Below are 19,471 nucleotides of genomic sequence, written 5' to 3' on the forward strand. Positions count from 1 at the left end.
TCCTATTATGTTCTTCTACTATGTTTAAAATGAGAGAACTCCTGTTACGTAAGAAACAGAAAGAACTAAGTGAATATAAAGCGATGTACATAATTAAAGATTATTTCTTACTTTTTCATCAAGCACTACATAAAAACACCCAAGAATTATCAAAGATTCTCCTTCGTCTGTTTAACCTCCTACAGCGAAACGGACGAAAATCTCACAGATATGAGAAAAAAACAGTCTTTGATATTTTAGGTGTTGTGTATGAGTATACCACTTCTGCCCATCAGGTAGCATAGCGAAAAATTTGAAACCCGTCAGGGTTTATTTGATGTGCCTACTTTTATAACATCTATAAAAGATAATAAAAAACTACGTGGAAAGACCGCATTTTGTATAAAAATATACGTTAAGTTGATGGATGTGTGATGCTACCCCTACTTGAAGGAAAATAACCTAAGTTGTTTCTATTTCTCTATTTTGTTATTCCACTATAGGGCGCTTTTCTTTAATAAGGTGGCATCTTTTTACATGGATAACACTTTTAAGAGATTGAATTTATTTAGGTGTAAAAAAATTGTGAAGTATTGTACTTAAAGTAAAGAAGGCAGTTTTAAAAGAAAGGACATAACATATTTATTGACTTAATGAATGTAGTAATAAAAGTGGTAATAAAGAGTTTGAATGTAGTGATAAATGGGTGATAAAAAATAGGTGTATCAAGCAAAGTGTTGATACACCTTAAAACTACATTGTTAAACAACATGTGTTGTCGTGTAGTATATCTTATATATCTTTAATTATTTTAGATTCAGTATTACATATTCTTCTCGGTTTTATTTATTCTATCGTTGTAATTTCATTTGAATTATAAGTATAGATACCTGATTCTTCTCGCAGCGCAGTTATATACATCCCTTTCGCCACATCTTTAGCTGAAATGGGTTTATACTTTTTGAAAGCCCCTTTAAATATAAAAGGAATAATACGAGATAACTTTTCAGCCATTCGTTCACCGAAACGAAATTCTTGTCGATTGCCTACTAATAAAGATGGCCTAAAAATGTGAATACCACCGATCACTAACTTTTGCAATTCCTCTTCCATTTTCCCTTTTACTTGTGAATAAAAGAAAAACGATTTAGGATTTGCTCCCATTGAAGACACAACAAGGAAATTTTGCACCCCTTGTTTTTCAGCTAGACAAGCTGCTCGTAACGTATATTCATAATCTACTTTTTTAAAATTCGCCTTTGTTTTTGCTTTTTTTATTGTTGTTCCTAGACAACTAAAAACATCATCTACAGCAAAAAACTCTTTATATTCCTCTAATACAGAATAATCTACTTGCTTCTGCTGTAACTTCTCATGTTGCCATTGCATTGGTTCTCTTACAAAAATAGTAACCGAATCGTAGTAATCTGATTCAAGTAATAGACGCGTTATCTCTTGCCCAACTAAACCACTTGCACCAAGTACTAACGCTGTTCGTGTATTCATATATGCATATACCTCTTAGTTTCCTTTTCTCTCCTTCAGCAAAATACAACTTTTAGGAGTTTCCTTCTTTTTATATTACCATAAGTAAAGCACTATGCGTATGCATAGTGCTTTACTTACTCTTTTTTCTTTTCTTTTTCTTCCATTGGCAATTTTGTTATTGTTGATGCATCCCCTAAATTACTTATTAACCTTCTTAAAAAAATGAGAACAAAAGATAATGGCAATACTACCGCTAATATCAATAAGATAGCTTCCATTAAATAACCCAAATACTCATCCCCCTCTTCTCCCTCCTTTCAAATATATGAAAGCAGCGTTGTCACATATGCATGCATTCACAAAAATAATACATCTATATTTGACAACTTTAGAACAAAATCAAATCGTAATGATTATTATTTATTGCAACTTTATTAAAGATGTATTATACTAAGTTCGCAAACTAAAACGTAATTATTCCGTTTTGTATTAAAATGATATTTTTCTTCTATAATTGGGGAAAATATATCCGTAAAAAAAAGAAAAGAGGAGAACTTCATGCCTAAAAGATTGACTGTATTTTCATTCTTACTTATTTTCACTTTAATTTTTGCTGGTTGCTCAAATAAAAAAGAAGATACTGCCAAGAAGGATGGAAAGCTAACTGTTTATACAACTATTTTCCCACTTGCTGATTTCGCAAAAAAAATTGGTGGCGACTATGTAACAGTTGAAGCAATTTACCCACCCGGTGCAGATTCACATACATTTGAACCAAGTCAAAAACAAACAGTACAAGTTGCAAAAGCCGATTTATTTGTTTATAACGGCGCAGAATTAGAACCATTTGCCGAAAAAATGGAAAAATCATTAAAAAAAGAAAACGTAAAAATTGTAAATGCATCTAAAGGTATTGAACTGCGTGCTTCATCTGAAGAAGAGCAGCACGATCATGGAGACGGTCATAAAGAAGATGAACATCATCACGATAAAGACCCACACCTTTGGATAGACCCTACTCTTGCGATGAAACAAGCAGAAAAAATTAAAAATGCACTTGTAGAATTACAACCGGAACATAAAAAAGAGTTCGAAAAAAACTTTGCAGCACTACAAACAAAATTTACTGATTTAGATGATCAATTTAAAGCTGTCGTTGCAAACGCAAAAACGAAAGAAATATTAGTTTCACATGCAGCTTATGGCTACTGGGAACAACGATACGGTTTAAAACAAATCCCAATCGCTGGAATTTCAGCATCTGATGAACCATCTCAAAAACAGCTTGCTGACATTACAAAAACAGTAAAAGAACATAACTTAAAATATATTTTATTTGAAACATTCTCTACTCCAAAAGTAGCATCAGTTATTCAAAAAGAGACCGGTACAACAGTTTTACGCTTAAATCATCTTGCTACTATTTCTGAAGACGATGCGAAAAACAATAAAGATTACTTCACTTTAATGGAAGAAAACGTAAATACATTAAAAGAAGCGACAAACTAACCAATTATATTTTCTAGTCGGCTAAATATGTCATTTAGCCGACTTTTTATGTTCTTCTGCTTGACTAGACTGAAATAACAAGTAAAATTATCCATATTAGCTTTTAAGCTATATTAATTTAGAAGGTGAGTTGGAATTATGACTCTTCACATTTGTGAAGTAACAGCAAAAAATTGGCGTTCAGTAGCTGCTTTAAACGTAGCAAAAGACCAGCAGCAATTTATTGAAAGTAATGCGTTTTCTTTAGCAGAATCATTATATGAAGGAAACGGAACGTCAGTAGGTTTATATGATGGAGAAACACTTGTAGGGTATGCAATGTATGGATGGTATTCGGAAGAACATAAAAGTGTTTGGCTAGATCGCTTTATGATTGACCAACAATATCAAGGAAAAGGATACGCAAAACGTTTCCTTCGCTTACTCATTCAATTCTTACAAGAAAAATTTGAATGTAAAATAATTTATTTAAGTTTACATCCAGACAACAAACTCGCAATGGGACTATATGAGTCATTCGGCTTCCGTTTAAACGGGGATATTGATGACGAGGGTCCAGTTGTAGGTGTTGTAATGGAATTACTAATAGATGAAAATACAAGTCTGTGAAAACAGGCTTTTTATTATTTATCAATGTTATGTTTTCTATTTTTAGTTTCTTTCCCTTATGTGCTTCGTTGTTGCAATCTAATACTCTCTCTAATACAATGCTCCTAAAAAAATAAGCCTGCAATTACGCAGACTTATTTCACACACTCTTGGAAATGTTCTTGGAACCATTCTTTATTAATATCTTTTCCGATGAAAACTACTTCACTTACTCGCTCTTCTCCCTCTTGCCACTCTCTATCGTACGAAGCGGCAAATAACGTATGGACGCCTTGGAACACAATACGTTTATCTACTCCATCTATCGATAAAATTCCTTTGTAACGATATAAATATTCGCCTAGCTCTTGAACGACAGCTGACATCCACTCATTTAATTTTTGTAAATCTAACGGACGCTCTTCACGTAATACAAATGATTTTACACCTTCCAGATGATTATGTTCTTTATGAGGGTAAATTTGTAACGTATCTTTCGTTTTAAACGTTTGAATTTGTAGTAACGATGATATATCTACCTCACAGTTAGTCGTCTCGATTAATTTTGCAGTCGGGTTAATTCCTTGCAGTTCATGCAGAAGATTTCCTTTTTCACTTTCGTCAATTAAATCTAATTTATTTACTAAAACGACATCTGCAAATGCAATTTGTTCCTTTGCTTCTAGCCCTTTTTCAAAATGTTTATGTATATGGTAACTATCTACTACTGTTACAACACCGTTAATTTGATATGCAGATTGAATTACTGGATCTAAAAAGAATGTTTGTATAATCGGTCCTGGATTTGCAAGACCAGTCGTTTCAATTACTAAGCCATCAAAGTCCATTTTCCCTTCTGCTTTTACGTCCAGTAATTGTTTTAAAGCAACGAGTAAATCTTCACGTACAGTACAGCATAAACAGCCGTTTGTCATTTCCATAATTTCTTCTTCAACATTCATAATCAACTGATTATCGATACCAATTTGCCCTATTTCATTTACAATCACTGCTAATTTTTTGCCGTGATCTTCTGATAAAATGCGATTTAATAATGTCGTTTTCCCGGATCCAAGAAAACCCGTTAATATTGTTACTGGAATCATTTCGTCCTCTCCTTATAACTATATGTTTTTACATTATAGCATATAGAGAAAATCGTTTTTGTAGAAAAACATATTTATTGTATGTACGCCCCTCTAACTATATAATAATACGTAGCAAGAAAGCCTTTTCAAAATAATAAGCATTCATCAAGGGGGTACTTATAATGGAACGAGTTCAAATGGCCGAAACTCTAGAATTTTCTCGTATTATTCAAGGTTTTTGGCGTTTAGCAGAATGGAATATGACGAAACAAGAATTACTTTCTTTTATTGAAGAATGTATGGATATGGGGATTACTACTTTTGATCACGCTGACATTTATGGCGGGTATACGTGTGAAGGAATATTTGGAGAAGCGTTACAACTAAAGCCTTCCTTACGTGAAAACATGCAAATTGTCACAAAATGTGGAATCGCTCCCCCATCAACGAAATTTCCAGAACGATATGTTGCTCACTACAATACGAGTGCTGAACATATCATAAAGAGCGCGGAAGATTCACTAAAAAACTTACATACAGATTATATTGATGTATTGCTCATTCATCGCCCTGATCCATTTATGAATCCAAATGAAGTGGCTGAAGCGTTCTCACGCTTAAAGCAAGAAGGGAAGGTTCGTCACTTCGGTGTATCTAACTTTTTACCTTCACAGTTTAATATGTTAAGTTCGTATTTAGATTTCCCGCTTATTACGAATCAAATTGAAGTATCTGCGTTGCAACTTGAGCATTTTGAAAAAGGTACGATTGATTTATGCCAAGAAAAACGAATCAATCCAATGATTTGGTCACCTCTTGCTGGTGGTGAAATCTTTACTGGTCAAACTGAACATGCTGTACGTGTACGTGAAACTGTGCAAAAAATTGCTAGTGAGCTAGGTGTTAACAGCATAGATACTGTTATGTATGCATGGTTACTTGCGCATGCAGCTAACATGATGCCGATTGTTGGCTCTGGCAAATTAGATCGAGTAAAAACGGCTGCAATGGCAACAAAAGTTAATTTAGACCGCCAACAATGGTTTACAATTTTCGAAAGTTCTAACGGACATCCTGTACCGTAATGCACAAAAAGAAGAGCTGTTACTTTACAGCTCTTCTTTTTCATATGTATTTCTTGTCATTGCAAATACACACATATCCTTTAATCCATTTCCATCTACCGCAACACTGGCACTTTCTAAAATACCCTCTAATTTAAAGCCTAATTTCTCTGGTATCGCTCTACTCTTCTTATTTAGAGAATCACAACGAATTTCTACGCGGTTTGCTTTCAGTTCAGAAAAAGCGTAATCTGTTATACCTTTCGCAGCCTCTACCATATAGCCCTTTCCACTAAACCTTGAATCAATCCAATACCCGATTTCAAATTGAGGTATATCCCAGTTAATACGATGTAATCCGCTAGAAGCAATAAATTCACCTGTTTCTTTCGAAAAAACTAACAATCTCAAATCCTCACGCTGCAAAAATTGAATATGTGATTTTCTAATACTCTCTTCTATTTCTTCCGCTGTTTGCTCTTTTTGTGCAAAAACCATCCAAGGTTTTAATTCTTGCATTGAAGCTTGAATTGCATCATATACAACTTTACCATCACCTGGTTTCGGCATTCGAATAAATAGCCTTTCAGTATAAAATTCAGAAGGAAAATCGAATAATAACGGATTCATTGTAAGCACTCCCTATAATTCTTTTGTATATAATACTATCCATCTCAAATTATATAGTAAAGAAATTTCTGAATTTTAAACATTTTGTTCATTTACCTCTACCGCAACACGAACTCCAGATTCAATCGCACCTTGTATCCATCCGTGATATAACGTTGTATGATCGCCGGCAAAGTATATTCTTCCCTCTGGTTTTACAATGACTGGCTGTAGTTCAGATTCTTGACCAGCTTGAAAAAGAGCAAATCCTCCAAGTGCATATGGATCTAATGTCCAACTTTTTGATATTCCAGATATGAACTCATCATACACTTGACCACCTAATATTGTTGCTAAGTTTTGTAATGCGTAATAAATTCGATCCCCCTTTGATAACCCATCCCATAACAACGCATCATAAGACCATGTATAACTTCCTAACATCATAGCAGGTCCTTTCTCTCCAATTCCATGACTTGGATAATAGGCGTAACGAATTGGCAAATCTGTTATTATTCTGCCACCTAATTGCCCCTGTTCCTCCCAAAATCGGCTTTTTAATTGAATTCCTATTTTCGTCGCAGGCATATAATGTAATTCACGAATTGCTTTCCATTTTTCATGAGATATTGAATCAAATGGGTCTATTTCTACAAAACGCATTGTCGAAAACGGAATGGTAACAATAACTAAATCCCCTGTAATACTACTATATTCAAAAGTTCCCTCGTTCCGATAGAAAGCCGTCACTCCGTTATCGTGTTGATGTAGCTTCATTAGTTTTTGATTATATATAATATTTTCTTTTAATTGTGGTAAAAAAGACTTTGGTAATCTATCATTCCCGCCTACTATTTCGCAAAATCCGCTTTCCTCTTGCATAGTATACAAAAAACGTAACGTCTCAACAAATGACCTTTCCAAAAATCCTTCTAAATCTAATAGAACACCAATCATCTCAATCGTTACTGGTGAAAAGTAAGTATTATATTGATAAGGATGATACTTTAAAAATTGTCCTGTAGAGTATCTCCCAAAATCCTTTATTACAACATCCCAATTTTTCTCTGGATTCTTTTTTATAAAATTTATAATGGGCTGTACCGCTAACAATAGTAGTTCCTCAGACGTTTTCCCCACTTCATTCATTTCCACAGGATACTTTAATATACTTGGATCTTTTTCATATTGTTGTAATGTCGTTTTCCGACCATTTACGTAAATGATATCTGTCTCATTCCTATTAATAAAAGGGCTCACCTGTAGCCCAAACTTTTTTATATATGCCATCGTTAAAGTGTGTGCATACGGAATTCTCATCGCTCCAACATCCAAATATAATCCGGTATCTTCCATTCTAACCGTCTCAATACGGCCACCTACCCGATTGTTTGCTTCAAAGATCTTCACTTCATGTCCTGCCACTTTTAATAAAGATGCCGAAACTAATCCAGCCATACCAGCCCCTACTACAATAATTCGTTTCGGGCGTGTCGTCTTATTCAATCCCTTATCTATAACTTTTAACGTTTCATCCATCTCAGTGTTATACATTATATCTTTCTGCACAATTCCACCCCTTACTTCATAAAATGTGCATTAGTGGTTTAGTGCATTTTATTCATAACTCCCTATAAACATAACACCCTTGCAAGCGGAATATTCACTAAAAGTACATAAGGTATATCTCTCATCTCTTCCCCATGCTTCATAAAATAAAACAAAGGTAAAGAAGGGGTGATGCAAATAAAAAATACTTATGACTACCATGCTACAAAAAAGCATTTAGAATTAAAGAAGCAACAGTTATTCAAAAAACTTTGTAGCGTGAAACTATCTGAAAAGGAACGTGAACAAATAAAACATGAAATTGATAACTACGAATATATTTTAAACTTAGTCGAAATGAATCATTATGAACGGGGATTTTCTCGTTAAAAGCCCGACTCCCACCTAACTCCCTCGCATTCATCGAATCTTGAGATGGGAGTCTTACTGTTCACAAATAGTGGAATAAGATTATCCGCTTTTCATTTTGAGCATTTTATTACGCATTTTTCGTAAGTAAATATATAATAGGATGTACATTAAAATTGAGAGGTATATTCTATGATCAAATTAAGTGTTTTAGATCAATCACCTATTTCAGATGGTAGCACAGCAATTGAAGCTTTTTCACATACAGTTACGCTTGCACAAGAAGTTGAAAAACTAGGATTTACACGTTTTTGGGTATCCGAGCATCATAATTCCGTGAGTCTAGCTGGTTCAAGCCCAGAAATACTTATTTCTCATATTGCAGCGAAAACAGGGCATATGAGAGTTGGTTCAGGCGGTGTTATGTTGCCACATTATAGCCCATATAAAGTTGCCGAGAATTTCCGTGTCTTAGAAGCACTTTATCCAAACCGCATCGACCTCGGTGTTGGTAGAGCACCTGGTGGTATGCCAATAGCAACTCGCGCACTTCAAGAAGGAAAAATGGTCTCACTTGATCAATACCCAGAGCAAATTGCGGATGTCGCAATGTACTTACATGATCAAGTACCAGAAAACCATCATTATGCAAACTTAAAGGCTACTCCAGTTATCACAACATCACCCGAAATGTGGATGCTCGGTTCTAGCGGGGAGAGTGCTAAAATTGCAGCGAACAATGGGGCTTCTTTCGCATTCGCGCAATTTATTAATGGCTTCGGGGGCCCAGAAGTTATGAGGGCTTATCAGGAACAATTTCAACCTTCCTTTTTAGGAGATAAACCAAAATCAATCGTCGCTATTTTTGTTATTTGCGGGGAAACAAATGAAGAAGCGGAAAAAATTGCTTCTAGTTTAGATCTATCAATCTTATTACTAGAGCAAGGAAAACGAACTACTGGTACACCTTCTATCGAAACGGCTCAAAATTATTCATACAGCGCTTATGATTTATTTCGTATAAAAGAGAATCGCCAACGTATGATCGTCGGTGATCCGTCTTCTGTGAAAGAAAAAATAGTAAACTTAAGCAACACATACAATACAGATGAGTTTATGATTGTCACGATTACTCATCGATTTGAAGATAAATTAAACTCTTATCGCTTATTGGCAAATGCTTTTAATTTATCCCGCATTAACGGTCAGTAAGACTCCCACCTCAAACTTTGGCGCAGGCGAGGAAGTTTGGCGGGAGATTAACTGTCCGTAAAAGCCCGATTGGTGTGGGCTAATAATCAGTGGGGGATGGACACCCCCCACTGATTAAAGTTTCACTTTATAATTACAAAAGGGAGATGCATCACTTATGATGTATCTCCCTTTCTTACTACTTATTGTTTTTTCTTTCTATATATTCAATAGCTTCTTTTAATAGCTCATCAAAATTATTAGGATAATCATGATTTAAGTTAGGCACAATCTTATACTTATGTTCTATATTTTTCTCCCCTAACAACTGTACAAATCGCTCTGTTCCTTCCAAACAGTCTTCATCTTGATCGCCACATATTATATATCCTTTTGTGCCTTTATCATGTAATATTCCTAACAGTTCTTCCCATTCTTCAATTTCTGGGAGCCACGGTGCCATAAAAATAAAACCGTTCACTTCTAGTTCGCCTTGTAACATAGAATGTAACGCTACTCTTGCCCCAGCAGAAAATCCACCAATAATACTATTTTTAAAAGTATTACTTACTATAACTTTATCATATAGTCCTTTTAACTCTTCTCTTCCTCTTTCTATATCATCCCAAACATATCCATCTGAAAATTGAATTTGAGATGATTGAGGCAATGCTAGCATATAATCCTGTTCCAAAGCAGATTTCCAATAGGGCGCTACTATTTGTATATTTTCTTGATCTCCATGCATTGTGATTAGTAGATTTTCCTTTTTCTTGCTGCCTATAAATTTCACATCAGCTTGTTCCGATGCCGTTGCTACTTCTTCTCTTTCTTTACATAATTGAACCATCATATGAAACTCTTCATATTTATGAAGTGGTTTTAAATCGTCGTCTGAAATTAAATACTCACTTCCATACCAAAATCCATTCACTATAATTGCTTCCTTCATTAAATGCAACGCTTCTTTTTCAAGCCCCGCTGCACTTGCTAGCGCATATTTAAAATTATATATTTGCGCTTCATTACCCATTACACCTTTAGCGTTTTTCATAATATAAGAATATGCTTCAAAACTTCCTTTATTTGCATAACAATGTAACGTTTCATTTAATAACTTAATATAAGTCATACTATTTTTCATATACAAATTCCTCCGTAACCTTTTATAATAAATTGTTTCTCCACTCTTCCTATCATTCTAGGGTCACGGTATAAGTAGTTAAGTTCTACAATTCAACTTAATAACACCTGATTCTCAGAATGATATTTAATAATTACTGTATGTATACGCATAATGCACCACTCCTTCCTATCCACTAGTTGTAGTATAAAGTTAAATAGACTGAAAAATCAATATTTTAATAAACAAAAAAAAGACAACAATATATTTATTGTTGTTTTCATTCCTTCTACCCGCTCTTCTGTTTTTTTCTATCCGGCTTACTTGAAACTAAATAATGCTTTTCTGAAATATATAAATTTCTTTTTAACATACAATTTAAGTAAGGTCCTAGTTTCATTCCGCATATAAGGCGATCTTCGCTACCCTCAACAATTGGGAACATTTCTTTTTCTGTTACGTATTGATCTACCGCCTTTTGTACGATATCAATTTCTTTAACTAGGTTTAAATTTTCTTCTGTATGCTCAAATACCTCAAGCGTTTCCTTCGTAATAAGAAAAACATTTGTTGGAAATACAGGTAAATACGGCTTTAATAAATCATAGTTTACTGTATAATCATCATTTACTAATACTGTATAAACGATATTAGCGTTCGTTTCTAGAAACTTAGCCATCGCTTGTTCTAATTCATCTTTCGTAATTTCCCGCTCTTCTTTTCCAGTTCTGAAAAAGCGAAACATTGCATCGCCTCCTTTTTACTATATTATATCATAAAAGAAAACTGAAAAATCACAAAAGAAAAAACCATTAAAAGAATTTTCCAATGGTTTTTTTCTTTATATATTTATCTTTATTTTAAGAACGCACTTAGCATCCATACATGTTGTTCTAATGTTGTATGAATTGCTAACAACATATCAGCTGATGTTTCATCGCCAGCTTCACCAGCAACTTCCATACCTTCTTTTAATTCTTGAATAAGTGCAGAGTAATCATTCACTAATGTTTGCACCATTTCTTCTGCTGATTCTTTGCTTGTCCCCTCGCTGACACTAGATGTTACGAGATATTCTTTCATTGTCGCTAACGGTTTACCTTCTAACGCTAAAATGCGTTCTGCTAACTCATCAATATACGTTCCGGCTTCATTATAAAACTCTTCAAATTTCTCATGTAATGTAAAGAAGTGTGGTCCTGTCACATACCAATGATAATTATGCAGTTTCACATATAACACATTCCAGTTTGCTACCTGCTTGTTTAATACTTCAACAACATTTGTTTTCGTACTCATACAATCCACTCCTCTTATCACTTTATAATTATTATCTTTTAGTAACCTAACTACATTTTACCATACATTTCCTACGCTTTCGAATGAACAGCTTATATGTAACAAAGTCTTAATAACCTTAATATTTCCCTAATATCATATAATTCATGTATTCTTTCAACTACTTCATATGTCTAATTGTCCAAGCTCACACATATGCATAATAGTAAGTCAAGCTCATCATAGAAGAAAGAGGGATAAGATGGACAATCAACAATGGCAAGTAGCAAAGAAAGTCGCTGCTACTTATATCGGAACTGTCGTTGGAGCTGGATTTGCTACCGGGCGAGAAATTGTTGAATTTTTTACAGTTAACGGATTTTACGGGACCATTGGCATATGTATAAGTGGATTTTTTTTTATTTGGCTCGGCACAAAGATGATGTTACTTTCATCACAAATCAGGGCATTTTCAGCACAAGAATTCAACAAATATTTGTTTGGAGATGTATTTGGAAATGTCGTAAACACATTACTATTACTCGTATTATTTGGTGTAACAAGCGTAATGTTATCAGGAGCTGGGGCAGTATTTGAAGAACAACTCCGCCTTCCAAGACAACTTGGCATTTTCATCACAATAATCGCTTGTCTCATTATTGGGAGCCGGGGATTACAAGGTGTTTTCGAAGTAAATACACTTGTCGTTCCTATTATGATGATCTTTATTATCGGACTCGCTATTACAACTTTTATTCATGGTACAACTCCTATTATGAACACCGTCCCTACAGAAAGTTGGAATATGAAATGGATTACTAGCCCTATTACATATGTCGCATTAAATCTTTCGCTCGCCCAAAGTGTTCTTGTCCCGTTAGCCAGTGAAGTAAAGGATCGAAAGGCCATTTTATGGGGAGGAATTTTAGGTGGTGCAGGACTTTGTTTTATTTTATTATGCAGCCATTTAGCAATCTTATCAGTTGAACAATTTTATCAATACAATATCCCAATGGCTGAAGTCGTAAGAAGGTTTAATGCAACTTTTCACTTTTTCTTTGTTCTTATCATTTTTGGTGAAGTATTCACAACGTTAGTTGGAAATATATTTGGAATGACAAAACAAATGCAATCCATTACAGGATGGAAAAGTAATAACATTATTTACTTCATATTACTAATTAGTTATTGCTTTAGTTACATCGGATATAGCGAATTACTTCATATTCTATACCCGATTATCGGCTGGGTGAGCATCATTTTACTACCAATTATTGCTTTTAAACAACTTCAAAAAACATGAAAAAAACATCCGTGTATAACGGATGCTTTTTTCATGTTTATTCACAATCATCACATACTTCCCAGTACGGACCCATTTCCAATGCCAAATATGGCTTTAATTGCAACCGAATCATTCGACTAGGCATGCGTTCTAAAACGAACTGAATTCCTTCTTCATCTTCTTCTAATTCTACTTTTGAAATAGCAATTCTTTGCATAGTAGAAATGGGAATTCCATCTTTATATAAAGTGATTTTCACCTCATCATATTCATTAAAATACAGTTCAACACTCATTTGATTTTTCAACATTTCATCAACAATTTCATATTTATCATTTTGTTCTTGGATTATATATTTCCAGCCATCTCTACCTTCCTCTTTCGGAGCAGCTTGGAATAATGTCATCAAATCCTCGTATAGCATAAGATAACCCCTCTCTTACTAAAAACGATGAGTATTTTATATACCCTTTATCTCTATCACTATCCATATTTATTGTACCATATATCACCGTTTTTACCGTATTCATTTGCTTCATAAAAAAAGAAGAGTGACTTATATCACTCTCCTTAAAAAAATTTCCCTGTAGCTGCTAATGCTAATACTATAATTAAAATTGTAAATAATAATGATACAATTAAACTAAAGATGGATAATGCCTTCTTTTCATTCTTCTTAAAAAGTAACCTTAAACTAAGAAAGATGTTTACTGGCACAAGTATAAAATAAAAATATTTAACAATTTGCACTGAGCTATTCGAAAGTGTTTTTAATATAAACACTTCAATTAGAAAAACAATAAAAAATGAAATACTTAACCAGAATGAAACATAACTAAGCCAAGAATGTCTTTTTGTACCCCAATACACTCCCATATTAATCTCCTTTATTTATATTCTGTATGATTATAATTATACACAAAGTTAACAAATACCTCTATTTTTCGACAAATATAAAGTGAAACTTTAATTAGTGGGGGGTTCCATCCCCCACTGATTATTAACCTTCACCAATCGGGCTTTTACGGGCAGCCCGACGCCCACCTAACTCCCTTGCATTCGCCGAATTTTCAGGTGGGCGTCTTACTGCCCGGCAGATAGCGGGATAAACCAAAATACAGTTTTAGCAATCCCAAAGATACTCTTAATTATTAGCCTCATCAATCGACCTTTTACGAAATAAAACAGACTGCCTCCAATAGCGTACTGCTATGCTTGAGACAGCCTGTTTTATTTTATACTTTAAATCTTTCAATGAGTACTTGTAACTCTTCAGCCATTTGAGATAATGTGCCCGCTGCAGAACCAATCTCCTCCATCGAAGCTAATTGTTCTTCAGCTGAAGCCGCAACATTTTGTGTACTCGTCGCATTACTCTGTGCTGTCATTGCAATTTGACCTACAGAAATAGATACTTCATTTGCACCATTTGACATCCCATTTGCCGTTTCAACCATCGTTTTAATTTGATCAGCAATTTCATTTGTAGATTGTAAAATCTCAGCAAAGTTTTGCTTTGTTTCATTTGCGATAACAAGTCCAGATTAAACTTCTTCGTTTACATGATTCATAGATTTTACTGTCTTACTCATGTCATCTTGAATTTCACATATTAATTTACTAATTTCACTGGAAGATACACTAGACTGCTCTGCCAATTTGCGTACTTCATCTGCAACGATTGCAAATCCTCTTCCATGCTCACCAGCTCTTGCAGCTTCAATTGCCGCATTTAAAGCTAGAAGATTTGTTTGATCTGCAATATTTTGGATTACTTCTAATATATCACCAATTTGTTTTGATTTATTATTTAGTAACTGTATAACTGCATCTGATTGCGAAACAGATTCTGCAATAGACTGCATTTGATTTACTGTTTTTCCTACTAGTTTCCCACCATCTTCTGCTTTTTCACGAGTATGAGTAGAAGATGTATTAATAGATGTTGAACTATTTGCTACAAGCTGAATCCCTTCTGTTACATCAAACAATAACATAGCACCCTTTTCTACGCTTGTTGTTTGTGTCGTTGCCCCACTTGATATTTCATCCATGGCCATTGTAATTTGTTCAGTCGCTTCACTTGCTTGTCTTACACTTGCAGTTAGCTCTTCTGATGCTGCTGCAACATGCCCAGCCGAAGTGTTAATCCTTCCAATTAACGTGCGCAATGCATCTGTCATCTCATTAAATCCTTTTGCAAGTTGACCAATTTCATCATTAGAATGAATTTCAATTGTTTGTGTTAAATCTCCTTCACTTATTTCTTTAGAAGTGACAACTAATCTCTTTAAAGGCTTCGTAATAGAAAGTGTCACAAAATAAATAAGCGTTCCACCTACTACTAATGCAATCAGCATAACAATTAACATATTATGTAATACAGGTTGAGCAGCTTCAATTACTTCATTGGAGTACATCGTCCCACCGATTTTCCAACCTGTTTTTACGTTTGTAGCAAATACCATTTTCTTTTCACTATCGCCATAAGAATATGAAAATGCACCATGATTATCTTCATAAATTTTCTTTGCCCAAGAATCCGCTGCTTTATCTCCTGAGTTTTCTTGAGGATGAGCGATTATTTTTTGTTTTCCATCTAAAATGAAAGCATATCCTTTTTTACCAATATTGATTAACTTTGTTGTTTTTAATAAATTATCTAAGCTTAAATCTAATGCAACAACACCGTTTTTATCTTCTGTCTGTTTTGCAATTGTTACGACAATATGTCCATTTCCTTTTGCCTTATACGGCTCAGTAATAACAATACCACCTTGTTTTGCAACTGCATCTTTATACCAAGAACGCTCTGTTGGGTCATAGTCTGCTGCCATTTGTATATTTGGTTCTTGCACAAATTTCTTGTCATTTCCGGCAACATATACTTGTTCAACATCATTATTCAAATTAATATATTGAGATAATATTTTCCTTAATTCATCTTGATTATCTCCCTGATACATATTACTTTGAATCATCCGTGCAAAATTATTTACATCATTAAATTTTTCTTCAATCATTTGATTGATTAAATTATCTAATATTTTTATGTTGTCCTGAGCACTTCTCGTAATTTGCGATTCAAAATTCTTTTTAGCTGTTTGATAAGACATGCCTCCAATAATAGAGACCGCTGCAATTAAAATTACAAAGAATGAAATTAATAGCTTTTTTGCTACTTTCATATCACGAAACCAATTTAATAGTTTACCCATTCTGCTCCTCCTACTATTCAATATTTAAATTTAAATTGTGTTAATTGTGAATTTTCCCTATTCCCTAATTACTATTTTCATAACCTATTATGATGAATACTTTGTAAAGTTTAAACAATTAATTTCTATTTGTCCATATATACGGATAATATTATTATAAAATTTACATACAAAAAAACCAAAGGGGCACCCTTTGGTTTTTTACAATTTTTTATGCTGTTTAGAAATCTTCTTCCACTTATCACGTTCTGCTCTCGCAAGAATAGCATCTTGTTTTCTTATAAAATACGCCAGTTCTCTTTGCAATTTTTTATAGCTTTGCAAACGATCTATCGTAATACGTCCATCATCAATTGCATTATGCACTGCGCACCCTGGTTCATTCGCATGTTTACAATCCCGGAAACGACATGTGTTTGCTAGTTCTTCAATATCAGAAAATGTTGTTTGAATTGCATCGCTTCCTTCCCAAAGCTGCAACTCCCTCATGCCAGGCGTATCAATGACTAAGCCCCCACTAGGTAGTTGGAACAACTCACGATGAGTTGTCGTATGCCTCCCTTTACTGTCTTCCTCACGTATATCTCCCGTTTTCGCTACATCAATTCCTATTAGCGCATTTAACAAAGTAGATTTCCCTACCCCTGATGATCCGACTAAAGCAATTGTTTTTCCTGGAGAAACGAATTGTTTCAACGAATCAATGCCTGCATTCTCTAAACTATCAACGACGAAAATAGGAACACCAATTGCAACAGCTTCCGTTTCTACAATTTTTTGTTCCACATCTCCACATAAACTACGTTTTGTTAAAACAATAACAGGCATTGCACCACTTTCATACGCTAATAATAAATAGCGCTCCATCCTTCTTACGTTAAAATCATGGTTAAGTGCATTCACTAAAAATAGATAATCTACATTTGCTGCTATAATCTGTTCTTCAGTTCTTGTTCCAGCTTCTTGTCTTGAAAAAGAGCTTCTTCGCGGAAAAATACGATGAATAATCGCTTTCTTTTCATTCTCTATTTTCTTTATATACACCCAATCACCAACAGCTGGATAATCTCCCTTCGTTACTGCTTCATGTCGAAACTTCCCAGACAGTTCTGCCATATATTCACCATCATTACAAATAATACGGTATATATGCTTATGCTCAAGTAAAATACGCCCTACTTCAAAGGTCTCTACAGCTTGTTCTTCAAAAAAAGAATCCCAGCCGAACGATTCTAAAATATTTTGATTCAAATGAATATCCTCCCTAGTTTAAACTAAGTGGAAGGATTGCGCGCTGCCTTACTGAATATCGCCCTTTCCATCCACCTTTGTATTTGGTTTATTATTCATATAAGTTATTTTCGCCATAATACATCACCCCGTTCTTATTTTAATTACTCTCATTATATGGAATATCCATATAAAAAGCTACCTTATTTAACGTAATTTTCGAACAACTTATTTTTCAGCATTCTAATTTGTCCGCGATGACTAATTTCATCTTCTAGCACATGAAACCAAAGGTAGTGCTGATTATACGCTACGCCATTAGGCCACTTTCTTTCTGACATTAGCCATTTATCAGCCTGTTCACTCAAACACTTTAGTGTTTCTTCTCGTACTTTTTGCAACAGTTGTACATAATGCTGTATTTCATGACCACGAATCGTTCTCCCCGCTTCTCCTAAATACAGTGCATCTTCCCATATTTCTAATTCTTCTTTTGTAAAATCACGATCTTGAAATGAAATAAGCTGATGGACTTTTTCTATAGCTGCTATATGTTTTAATAAGGCACCAATTGAATTTCCGCCACTCGGCATAATTAAATCTAGTTGCTCAACTGATAGATTTTTTATTTCCTGTAATGTTACAGCCCTCGTATGCTCCAGCATACTTACTAATCCCCCTACATTTTCCGTATAACCATCCACACTTCTTATTCGATAATCTATATTCACATCACGTACCCCTTTCTGCAAACATATTATAGTAAAAGCGATTCATATAATTGACTGAAACGTATCGGAATTTTCTGTTATAATTAAATTGAATACGGAATATAACCAAACAAACTTTCTCAATATGTTTATATGAAATATTAAAAGGAATCAATATGTAAAAATCGAATCTTATTCACTAAAAGGAGTGGATTCGATGGAAATGTATCAATGGCTAACCGCTGTTCTCGTTGGTGGCATTACTGGCTTCGTTTCCCATCTAATCAATAACCAAGGTAAGTTATTGCTTCCACGCCGTTTGAAAACTTTTTTTCATTTTGGTTTTTTAACCGATATTTTTACCGGCTGCCTAGCTGCACTTCTCGGACTCGTTTTATTCGATGCCACCTTAATAAAAGAAATAATAAAGGTGTCCATTGTGACTGCTATTTCCGGTCAAACATTTTTACTTCATCAGGCTCTTGGTGGTGAGCAGGCTAAAAATACGCAAATTGGGAAAGCTGATGAGAAGATTCAAGAAATTGACAAATTATTACGACGTTAGTCTATGCTTCCTTTTAAAATTATTGTTATAATGAAAAATAAATATTTTCTATTGCGTCGTTTGTCAGAAGAAAGGGTGTTTCGTATGACAAAAAAGAAAATAGAAGATTTCTTAACAAACTCCGAAAAAGAGGAACTGCTAGAAAACTATAAATGTTTACGAGAAGCCCGCACAAAAAGCGAAGCTAACTATTTTGGTGAAGCAATAGACCATCTATTAAATAAAGTAAAAAAGCGAATTATTGAAGAAACAGGAATACATGATGAAAATGCAGCAACTGTGCAATCAAAGAGAAAAGCACTGTTTTAGTTACATTAGCTAAAACAGTGCTTTTTATTTACAAGGATTTTCACCATAAGCATTTTTCACATTACTTTCACATCTATTTCACAAATACTTGTACTTCAACATGGTAAACTAAGTACATCCTTTTCCAAGGAACGATATGCCGATATATAAATCCCTATCTCTATAGGGATTTTTTATTTATTCGAGATTTTTGTTGTAACTCCCCTCTAATTAAACTAACCATATCTTCTAATCGCCACGGCCATAAAATACTTCCAGTAATATTTTTTTATTTTTATTACCTATAATACTGTTTTATATAGTATAAAAGAAAGGTCGCT

Annotated in this window: 22 protein-coding genes and 1 pseudogene; 9 read left to right on the forward strand and 14 right to left on the reverse strand. The window is 34.2% G+C overall.

Annotated features, from left to right (window positions below; all coding sequences use genetic code 11):
• Window positions 1-284 (forward strand): annotated as a pseudogene (locus MR065_RS15245) (IS4 family transposase); the annotation flags it as partial.
• A gap of 541 nt (window positions 285-825) precedes the next feature.
• On the opposite strand, the gene MR065_RS15250 reads toward MR065_RS15245, so the two are convergent.
• Together MR065_RS15250 and MR065_RS15255 are read right to left on the reverse strand one after the other, a co-directional pair.
• A complete protein-coding gene (locus MR065_RS15250) occupies window positions 826-1,485 on the reverse strand; it encodes an oxidoreductase (protein WP_098768258.1) in 660 nt (219 codons plus the stop codon).
• Window positions 1,486-1,601: 116 nt separating this feature from the next.
• On the reverse strand, window positions 1,602-1,757 hold the full coding sequence (locus MR065_RS15255) for a hypothetical protein (protein WP_164881572.1): 156 nt from the start codon (window positions 1,755-1,757) through the stop codon (window positions 1,602-1,604).
• A gap of 268 nt (window positions 1,758-2,025) precedes the next feature.
• On the opposite strand from MR065_RS15255, the gene MR065_RS15260 reads away from it, so the two are divergent.
• Window positions 2,026-2,976, forward strand: a complete 951-nt coding sequence (locus MR065_RS15260; RefSeq protein WP_242214234.1) for a metal ABC transporter substrate-binding protein — start codon at window positions 2,026-2,028, stop codon at window positions 2,974-2,976.
• Between the two features lie 138 nt (window positions 2,977-3,114).
• Window positions 3,115-3,585 (forward strand): GNAT family N-acetyltransferase, encoded by a 471-nt coding sequence (locus MR065_RS15265; protein ID WP_242214235.1) that lies wholly within the window; start codon window positions 3,115-3,117, stop codon window positions 3,583-3,585.
• Between the two features lie 134 nt (window positions 3,586-3,719).
• Here MR065_RS15265 and MR065_RS15270 read toward each other — a convergent pair whose 3' ends face one another.
• A complete protein-coding gene (locus MR065_RS15270) occupies window positions 3,720-4,670 on the reverse strand; it encodes a CobW family GTP-binding protein (RefSeq protein WP_242214236.1) in 951 nt (316 codons plus the stop codon).
• Between the two features lie 164 nt (window positions 4,671-4,834).
• On the opposite strand from MR065_RS15270, the gene MR065_RS15275 reads away from it, so the two are divergent.
• Window positions 4,835-5,737: an aldo/keto reductase gene (locus MR065_RS15275; protein WP_242214237.1), complete on the forward strand. Its 903-nt coding sequence runs from the start codon at window positions 4,835-4,837 to the stop codon at window positions 5,735-5,737.
• 24 nt (window positions 5,738-5,761) lie between these two features.
• On the opposite strand, the gene MR065_RS15280 is transcribed toward MR065_RS15275, so the two are convergent.
• Window positions 5,762-6,346: a GNAT family N-acetyltransferase gene (locus tag MR065_RS15280; RefSeq protein ID WP_242214238.1), complete on the reverse strand. Its 585-nt coding sequence runs from the start codon at window positions 6,344-6,346 to the stop codon at window positions 5,762-5,764.
• Window positions 6,347-6,421: 75 nt separating this feature from the next.
• On the reverse strand, window positions 6,422-7,894 hold the full coding sequence (locus tag MR065_RS15285) for a flavin monoamine oxidase family protein (protein WP_242214239.1): 1,473 nt from the start codon (window positions 7,892-7,894) through the stop codon (window positions 6,422-6,424).
• 177 nt (window positions 7,895-8,071) lie between these two features.
• Between MR065_RS15285 and MR065_RS15290 the strand changes: the two genes are divergently transcribed.
• Window positions 8,072-8,263 carry a DUF3896 family protein gene (locus tag MR065_RS15290; RefSeq protein ID WP_242214314.1) on the forward strand — a complete coding sequence of 64 codons (192 nt, stop codon included), beginning with the start codon at window positions 8,072-8,074 and terminating at the stop codon, window positions 8,261-8,263.
• Window positions 8,264-8,434: 171 nt separating this feature from the next.
• Window positions 8,435-9,454, forward strand: coding sequence for an LLM class flavin-dependent oxidoreductase (locus MR065_RS15295; protein ID WP_242214240.1), 1,020 nt, complete (start codon window positions 8,435-8,437; stop codon window positions 9,452-9,454).
• 178 nt (window positions 9,455-9,632) lie between these two features.
• Here the strand turns inward: MR065_RS15295 and MR065_RS15300 are convergent, their stop codons facing one another.
• The 3 genes from MR065_RS15300 to MR065_RS15310 all read right to left on the reverse strand — a co-directional run bounded on the left by MR065_RS15300 (window position 9,633) and on the right by MR065_RS15310 (window position 11,855).
• Window positions 9,633-10,577, reverse strand: a complete 945-nt coding sequence (locus MR065_RS15300) for an alpha/beta hydrolase (protein WP_242214241.1) — start codon at window positions 10,575-10,577, stop codon at window positions 9,633-9,635.
• A 268-nt stretch (window positions 10,578-10,845) separates the two neighbouring features.
• Window positions 10,846-11,301, reverse strand: coding sequence for a DUF3939 domain-containing protein (locus tag MR065_RS15305; protein ID WP_242214242.1), 456 nt, complete (start codon window positions 11,299-11,301; stop codon window positions 10,846-10,848).
• A gap of 110 nt (window positions 11,302-11,411) precedes the next feature.
• Window positions 11,412-11,855, reverse strand: a complete 444-nt coding sequence (locus tag MR065_RS15310; protein ID WP_242214243.1) for a Dps family protein — start codon at window positions 11,853-11,855, stop codon at window positions 11,412-11,414.
• Window positions 11,856-12,096: 241 nt separating this feature from the next.
• On the opposite strand from MR065_RS15310, the gene MR065_RS15315 reads away from it, so the two are divergent.
• Window positions 12,097-13,137 carry a YkvI family membrane protein gene (locus MR065_RS15315; RefSeq protein WP_242214244.1) on the forward strand — a complete coding sequence of 347 codons (1,041 nt, stop codon included), beginning with the start codon at window positions 12,097-12,099 and terminating at the stop codon, window positions 13,135-13,137.
• A gap of 37 nt (window positions 13,138-13,174) precedes the next feature.
• Here MR065_RS15315 and MR065_RS15320 read toward each other — a convergent pair whose 3' ends face one another.
• The 6 genes from MR065_RS15320 to MR065_RS15340 all read right to left on the reverse strand — a co-directional run bounded on the left by MR065_RS15320 (window position 13,175) and on the right by MR065_RS15340 (window position 18,298).
• Window positions 13,175-13,543, reverse strand: a complete 369-nt coding sequence (locus MR065_RS15320) for a DUF3979 family protein (RefSeq protein ID WP_242214245.1) — start codon at window positions 13,541-13,543, stop codon at window positions 13,175-13,177.
• 146 nt (window positions 13,544-13,689) lie between these two features.
• Entirely contained in the window at window positions 13,690-13,995 is a 306-nt protein-coding gene (locus MR065_RS15325; RefSeq protein WP_242214246.1) for a hypothetical protein, read from the reverse strand.
• Window positions 13,996-14,354: 359 nt separating this feature from the next.
• Complete coding sequence (locus MR065_RS27900) at window positions 14,355-14,576, reverse strand: hypothetical protein (protein ID WP_472927162.1); 222 nt, start codon at window positions 14,574-14,576, stop codon at window positions 14,355-14,357.
• An 87-nt stretch (window positions 14,577-14,663) separates the two neighbouring features.
• Complete coding sequence (locus MR065_RS15330; RefSeq protein ID WP_472927163.1) at window positions 14,664-16,337, reverse strand: HAMP domain-containing methyl-accepting chemotaxis protein; 1,674 nt, start codon at window positions 16,335-16,337, stop codon at window positions 14,664-14,666.
• Between the two features lie 201 nt (window positions 16,338-16,538).
• Window positions 16,539-17,588 carry a ribosome small subunit-dependent GTPase A gene (gene rsgA / locus MR065_RS15335; RefSeq protein ID WP_242214247.1) on the reverse strand — a complete coding sequence of 350 codons (1,050 nt, stop codon included), beginning with the start codon at window positions 17,586-17,588 and terminating at the stop codon, window positions 16,539-16,541.
• A gap of 182 nt (window positions 17,589-17,770) precedes the next feature.
• Window positions 17,771-18,298, reverse strand: coding sequence for a DinB family protein (locus MR065_RS15340; protein ID WP_242214248.1), 528 nt, complete (start codon window positions 18,296-18,298; stop codon window positions 17,771-17,773).
• A gap of 196 nt (window positions 18,299-18,494) precedes the next feature.
• On the opposite strand from MR065_RS15340, the gene MR065_RS15345 reads away from it, so the two are divergent.
• Window positions 18,495-18,842, forward strand: coding sequence for a DUF4257 domain-containing protein (locus MR065_RS15345; protein ID WP_002118502.1), 348 nt, complete (start codon window positions 18,495-18,497; stop codon window positions 18,840-18,842).
• Window positions 18,843-18,926: 84 nt separating this feature from the next.
• Window positions 18,927-19,151, forward strand: a complete 225-nt coding sequence (locus MR065_RS15350; RefSeq protein ID WP_141558149.1) for a hypothetical protein — start codon at window positions 18,927-18,929, stop codon at window positions 19,149-19,151.
• The last annotated feature ends 320 nt before the right edge of the window (window positions 19,152-19,471 follow it).

The organism is Bacillus cereus group sp. BfR-BA-01383, from assembly GCF_022663495.1.
GTDB lineage: Bacteria > Bacillota > Bacilli > Bacillales > Bacillaceae_G > Bacillus_A > Bacillus_A cereus_AU.

Excerpts from the sequence above, each read along its gene's own strand:
- MR065_RS15300 (WP_242214241.1), bottom strand. The coding sequence starts at position 10,577 with ATGAAAAATAGTATGACTTATATTAAGTTATTAAATGAAACGTTACAT.
- MR065_RS27900 (WP_472927162.1), bottom strand. The coding sequence starts at position 14,576 with ATGGTTGAAACGGCAAATGGGATGTCAAATGGTGCAAATGAAGTATCT.
- MR065_RS15325 (WP_242214246.1), bottom strand. The coding sequence starts at position 13,995 with ATGGGAGTGTATTGGGGTACAAAAAGACATTCTTGGCTTAGTTATGTT.
- MR065_RS15350 (WP_141558149.1), top strand. The coding sequence starts at position 18,927 with ATGACAAAAAAGAAAATAGAAGATTTCTTAACAAACTCCGAAAAAGAG.
- MR065_RS15270 (WP_242214236.1), bottom strand. The coding sequence starts at position 4,670 with ATGATTCCAGTAACAATATTAACGGGTTTTCTTGGATCCGGGAAAACG.
- MR065_RS15315 (WP_242214244.1), top strand. The coding sequence starts at position 12,097 with ATGGACAATCAACAATGGCAAGTAGCAAAGAAAGTCGCTGCTACTTAT.
- MR065_RS15320 (WP_242214245.1), bottom strand. The coding sequence starts at position 13,543 with ATGCTATACGAGGATTTGATGACATTATTCCAAGCTGCTCCGAAAGAG.
- MR065_RS15295 (WP_242214240.1), top strand. The coding sequence starts at position 8,435 with ATGATCAAATTAAGTGTTTTAGATCAATCACCTATTTCAGATGGTAGC.
- MR065_RS15275 (WP_242214237.1), top strand. The coding sequence starts at position 4,835 with ATGGAACGAGTTCAAATGGCCGAAACTCTAGAATTTTCTCGTATTATT.
- MR065_RS15305 (WP_242214242.1), bottom strand. The coding sequence starts at position 11,301 with ATGTTTCGCTTTTTCAGAACTGGAAAAGAAGAGCGGGAAATTACGAAA.
- MR065_RS15280 (WP_242214238.1), bottom strand. The coding sequence starts at position 6,346 with ATGAATCCGTTATTATTCGATTTTCCTTCTGAATTTTATACTGAAAGG.
- MR065_RS15265 (WP_242214235.1), top strand. The coding sequence starts at position 3,115 with ATGACTCTTCACATTTGTGAAGTAACAGCAAAAAATTGGCGTTCAGTA.
- MR065_RS15310 (WP_242214243.1), bottom strand. The coding sequence starts at position 11,855 with ATGAGTACGAAAACAAATGTTGTTGAAGTATTAAACAAGCAGGTAGCA.
- MR065_RS15260 (WP_242214234.1), top strand. The coding sequence starts at position 2,026 with ATGCCTAAAAGATTGACTGTATTTTCATTCTTACTTATTTTCACTTTA.
- MR065_RS15330 (WP_472927163.1), bottom strand. The coding sequence starts at position 16,337 with ATGGGTAAACTATTAAATTGGTTTCGTGATATGAAAGTAGCAAAAAAG.
- MR065_RS15250 (WP_098768258.1), bottom strand. The coding sequence starts at position 1,485 with ATGAATACACGAACAGCGTTAGTACTTGGTGCAAGTGGTTTAGTTGGG.
- MR065_RS15345 (WP_002118502.1), top strand. The coding sequence starts at position 18,495 with ATGGAAATGTATCAATGGCTAACCGCTGTTCTCGTTGGTGGCATTACT.